2 rRNA genes are annotated in these 5,346 nt (G+C 52.2%); both read right to left on the bottom strand.

From position 1 onward, the window contains the following. Positions 1 to 46 precede the first annotated feature (46 nt). Positions 47 to 3,135 (bottom strand): 23S ribosomal RNA (locus ACN085_RS10515). A gap of 383 nt (positions 3,136 to 3,518) precedes the next feature. Further along, positions 3,519 to 5,050, bottom strand: a 16S ribosomal RNA gene (locus ACN085_RS10510). Together the 16S and 23S rRNA genes form the textbook arrangement of a ribosomal RNA operon. Positions 5,051 to 5,346 lie beyond the last annotated feature (296 nt).

Below are 5,346 nucleotides of genomic sequence, written 5' to 3'. Positions count from 1 at the left end.
TCAAAACCATACAGTGGACGCAAACAAACAAGCACAAAACAAAAAAATGTGTAAGCCTTCGGACTATTAGTACCAGTCAACTCCACGGGCATTCCCCGCTTCCATACCCGGCCTATCAACCCCATCATCTACAGGGATCCTCACACAACAAACGTTGCCAGGAAATCTCATCTCGAAACAGGCTTCCCGCTTAGATGCTTTCAGCGGTTATCCCTCCCGAACGTAGCCAATCAGCCATGCACCTGGCGGTACAACTGACATACCAGAGGTTCGTCCGTCCCGGTCCTCTCGTACTAAGGACAGCCTTTCTCAAATTTCCAACGCGCGCAGCGGATAGGGACCGAACTGTCTCACGACGTTCTGAACCCAGCTCGCGTACCGCTTTAATGGGCGAACAGCCCAACCCTTGGGACCAACTCCAGCCCCAGGATGCGACGAGCCGACATCGAGGTGCCAAACCATGCCGTCGATATGGACTCTTGGGCAAGATCAGCCTGTTATCCCCGAGGTACCTTTTATCCGTTGAGCGACGGCCGTTCCACAACGTACCGCCGGATCACTAGTCCCGACTTTCGTCCCTGCTCGACCTGCCAGTCTCACAGTCAAGCTCCCTTGTGCACTTACACTCAACACCTGATTGCCAACCAGGCTGAGGGAACCTTTGGGCGCCTCCGTTACACTTTAGGAGGCAACCGCCCCAGTTAAACTACCCATCAGGCACTGTCCCTGACCCGGATCACGGGCCGAAGTTAGACATCCAGAGCGACCAGAGTGGTATTTCAACAACGACTCCACAAACACTAGCGTGCCTGCTTCACAGTCTCCCACCTATCCTACACAAGCCACACCGAACACCAATACCAAACTATAGTAAAGGTCACGGGGTCTTTCCGTCCTGCTGCGCGAAACGAGCATCTTTACTCGTACTGCAATTTCGCCGAGTTCATGGTTGAGACAGTAGGGAAGTCGTTACTCCATTCGTGCAGGTCGGAACTTACCCGACAAGGAATTTCGCTACCTTAGGATGGTTATAGTTACCACCGCCGTTTACTGGGGCTTAAATTCTCAGCTTCGCCCACAAAGGGCTAACCAATCCTCTTAACCTTCCAGCACCGGGCAGGAGTCAGTCCGTATACATCGTCTTACGACTTCGCACGGACCTGTGTTTTTGATAAACAGTCGCTTCCCCCAATTCTCTGCGACCCATACACGCTCACGGTAGCAAGTACCGATCACGCTCAAGGCTCCCCTTCTCCCGAAGTTACGGGGACATTTTGCCGAGTTCCTTAACCATGATTCTCTCGATCGCCTTAGTATTCTCTACCTGATCACCTGTGTCGGTTTCGGGTACGGGCGGCTAAAACCTCACGCCGATGCTTTTCTCGGCAGCATAGGATCACCAAATCCCCCAAACGGGGTCCCATCACGTCTCAGGCAAACACCGGCGCATTTAACAACCGGATACCCTACACGCTTAGACCACGACAACCATCGCGTGGCTTGGCTACCTTCCTGCGTCACACCTGTTAATACGTTTACCTCCAAAAATCGGGTCCTGCACTCCACCCCCAAGCCCAACCACAAAAGGAAAGGCACAAAGGGCATCACACAGTTAGCATCAAAATATCAGTATGGGCGGTTTTTCACCGGTACGGGAATATCAACCCGTTATCCATCGACTACGCCTGTCGGCCTCGCCTTAGGCCCCGACTAACCCAGGGCAGATTAGCTTGACCCTGGAACCCTTGATCATCCGGCGCACGGGTTTCTCACCCGTGATTCGCTACTCATGCCTGCATTCTCACTCGCATACCCTCCACCACTGGTTCACACCGCAGCTTCACCGGATACACGACGCTCCCCTACCCAACAAGAAAAAATCTCATTGCCATAACTTCGGTGGTGTACTTGAGCCCCGCTACATTATCGGCGCAGAATCACTTGACCAGTGAGCTATTACGCACTCTTTCAAGGGTGGCTGCTTCTAAGCCAACCTCCTGGTTGTCTCAGCAACTCCACATCCTTTCCCACTTAGTACACGCTTAGGGACCTTAGTTGATGGTCTGGGCTGTTTCCCTCTCGACAATGAAGCTTATCCCCCACTGTCTCACTGCTACGCTCTAACTTACCGGCATTCGGAGTTTAGCTGACGTCAGTAACCCTGTGGGGCCCATCGGCCATCCAGTAGCTCTACCTCCGGCAAGAAACACGTAACGCTGCACCTAAATGCATTTCGGGGAGAACCAGCTATCACAGAGTTTGATTGGCCTTTCACCCCTATCCACAGCTCATCCCCTCCATTTTCAACTGAAGTGGGTTCGGTCCTCCACGACGTCTTACCGTCGCTTCAACCTGGCCATGGATAGATCACTCCGCTTCGGGTCTAGATCCTGCCACTGACACGCCCTATTCAGACTCGCTTTCGCTACGGCTTCCCCACACGGGTTAACCTCGCGACAGAACACTAACTCGCAGGCTCATTCTTCAAAAGGCACGCTGTCACCCCAAAAGGCTCCAACGGCTTGTAAGCACACGGTTTCAGGTACTATTTCACTCCCCTCCCGGGGTACTTTTCACCATTCCCTCACGGTACTGATTCACTATCGGTCACTAGAAAGTATTTAGACTTACCAGGTGGTCCTGGCAGATTCACACGAGATTCCACGAGCCCCGTGCTACTCGGGTGGCACACACGCGGTCTAACACATTTCGGCTACAGGACTCTCACCCTCTCCGGTCACCCATCCCAAGGCGTTCACCTACATGCTAGAACATCACGTCCACAGTCGATTGAAACTGTGATGCGTACTCCCACAACCCCCATGATGCAACCCTCAACCGGTATCACACACCACAGGTTTAGTCTCATCCGCTTTCGCTCGCCACTACTCACAGAATCATTTGTTATTTTCTCTTCCTGAGGGTACTGAGATGTTTCACTTCCCCCCGTTCCCTCCAACCAGCCTATACATTCAACTGGTGGTAACAAACCATGATGGCTTGCTGGGTTTCCCCATTCGGAAATCCTGGGATCAACGCCCTGTTATCGGCTCCCCCAGGCTTATCGCAGATTCACACGTCCTTCATCGGCTTCTAGTGCCAAGGCATCCACCGTGTGCCCTTAATAACTTACACACAGATAAAATCAAGAATAAATTAACCTTGACTATATTTAACTAAGTACAAAATCAAGAATCAAAGAAACACAATCCAAAAAGAATTGAGTATTCTTCAAAACATTGAAGATGCTCGCGTCCACTATACAGTTCTCAAACAACAACCCGATCAACACTCAAGGCAACCAGAACAAACTGATCACTACTCTCATGCCGGGATACACCAAGATAACAAACAAAAGCCCGCTACCTCAAAACCCAACAACGCACCAACACTACACAACACACAAACCAATCAGCACAAACCCAAAGGCCTGCACCAGAACTAACATTCCACCCATGAGCAAACCACCCAAACGACACTCGCGCTCAGCATGGCCAACTAAAAGTTGAGCTCCTTAGAAAGGAGGTGATCCAGCCGCACCTTCCGGTACGGCTACCTTGTTACGACTTAGTCCCAATCGCCAATCCCACCTTCGACGACTCCCTCCCACAAGGGGTTAGGCCATCGGCTTCGGGTGTTACCAACTTTCGTGACTTGACGGGCGGTGTGTACAAGGCCCGGGAACGTATTCACCGCAGCGTTGCTGATCTGCGATTACTAGCGACTCCGACTTCATGGGGTCGAGTTGCAGACCCCAATCCGAACTGAGACCGGCTTTTTGGGATTAGCTCAACCTCACAGTATCGCAACCCTTTGTACCGGCCATTGTAGCATGCGTGAAGCCCAAGACATAAGGGGCATGATGATTTGACGTCATCCCCACCTTCCTCCGAGTTGACCCCGGCAGTCTCCTATGAGTCCCCACCATCACGTGCTGGCAACATAGAACGAGGGTTGCGCTCGTTGCGGGACTTAACCCAACATCTCACGACACGAGCTGACGACAACCATGCACCACCTGTATACCAGCCCCGAAGGGAAACCACATCTCTGCAGCGATCCAGTATATGTCAAGCCTTGGTAAGGTTCTTCGCGTTGCATCGAATTAATCCGCATGCTCCGCCGCTTGTGCGGGCCCCCGTCAATTTCTTTGAGTTTTAGCCTTGCGGCCGTACTCCCCAGGCGGGGCACTTAATGCGTTAGCTACGGCGCGGAAAACGTGGAATGTCCCCCACACCTAGTGCCCAACGTTTACGGCATGGACTACCAGGGTATCTAATCCTGTTTGCTCCCCATGCTTTCGCTTCTCAGCGTCAGTTACAGCCCAGAGACCTGCCTTCGCCATTGGTGTTCCTCCTGATATCTGCGCATTTCACCGCTACACCAGGAATTCCAGTCTCCCCTACTGCACTCTAGTTAGCCCGTACCCACTGCAAACCCGGAGTTAAGCCCCGGGCTTTCACAGCAGACGCGACAAACCGCCTACAAGCTCTTTACGCCCAATAATTCCGGACAACGCTCGCGCCCTACGTATTACCGCGGCTGCTGGCACGTAGTTAGCCGGCGCTTCTTCTGCAGGTACCGTCACTTTCGCTTCTTCCCTGCTGAAAGAGGTTTACAACCCGAAGGCATTCATCCCTCACGCGGCGTCGCTGCATCAGGCTTGCGCCCATTGTGCAATATTCCCCACTGCTGCCTCCCGTAGGAGTCTGGGCCGTGTCTCAGTCCCAGTGTGGCCGGTCACCCTCTCAGGCCGGCTACCCGTCGTCGCCTTGGTGAGCCGTTACCTCACCAACAAGCTGATAGGCCGTGAGCCCATCTAAAACCAGTACAAACCCTTTCCACCAGCATCCCATGCGGGAACTAGTCGTATCCGGTATTAGACCTCGTTTCCAAGGCTTATCCCAGAGTTAAAGGCAGGTTACTCACGTATTACTCACCCGTTCGCCACTAATCCAACCAGTGCAAGCACCGGTCATCATCGTTCGACTTGCATGTGTTAAGCACGCCGCCAGCGTTCGTCCTGAGCCAGAATCAAACTCTCCGTTAGAAAACAAAAAAAGTTGATGATCCTAGTCTCGATTTGATAGCGAACCATTCACCACGGGGTGGTGTGGTTCAAGCTGACGAATCTGAAACCATATGATTATCAAATTCACACCCAACCAGCCACAAAGACCAGATCAGGTGCATCTAATATATAAATATTTGGTATCAGTTCTATTTCCGCACCACCTACACCCCTCATATTTATCGGGGCCCAGTATTTGTGGTGTGGACGATTAGAATGTTATGTTTATAACATTGGTACGCTATTGAGTTTTCAAGCAACAGACCACCATCAAA

The sequence above is a fragment of the Rothia sp. P4278 genome (assembly GCF_048512945.1).
Lineage (GTDB): Bacteria > Actinomycetota > Actinomycetes > Actinomycetales > Micrococcaceae > Rothia.
This window is presented reverse-complemented; position numbering and strand designations above follow the sequence as displayed.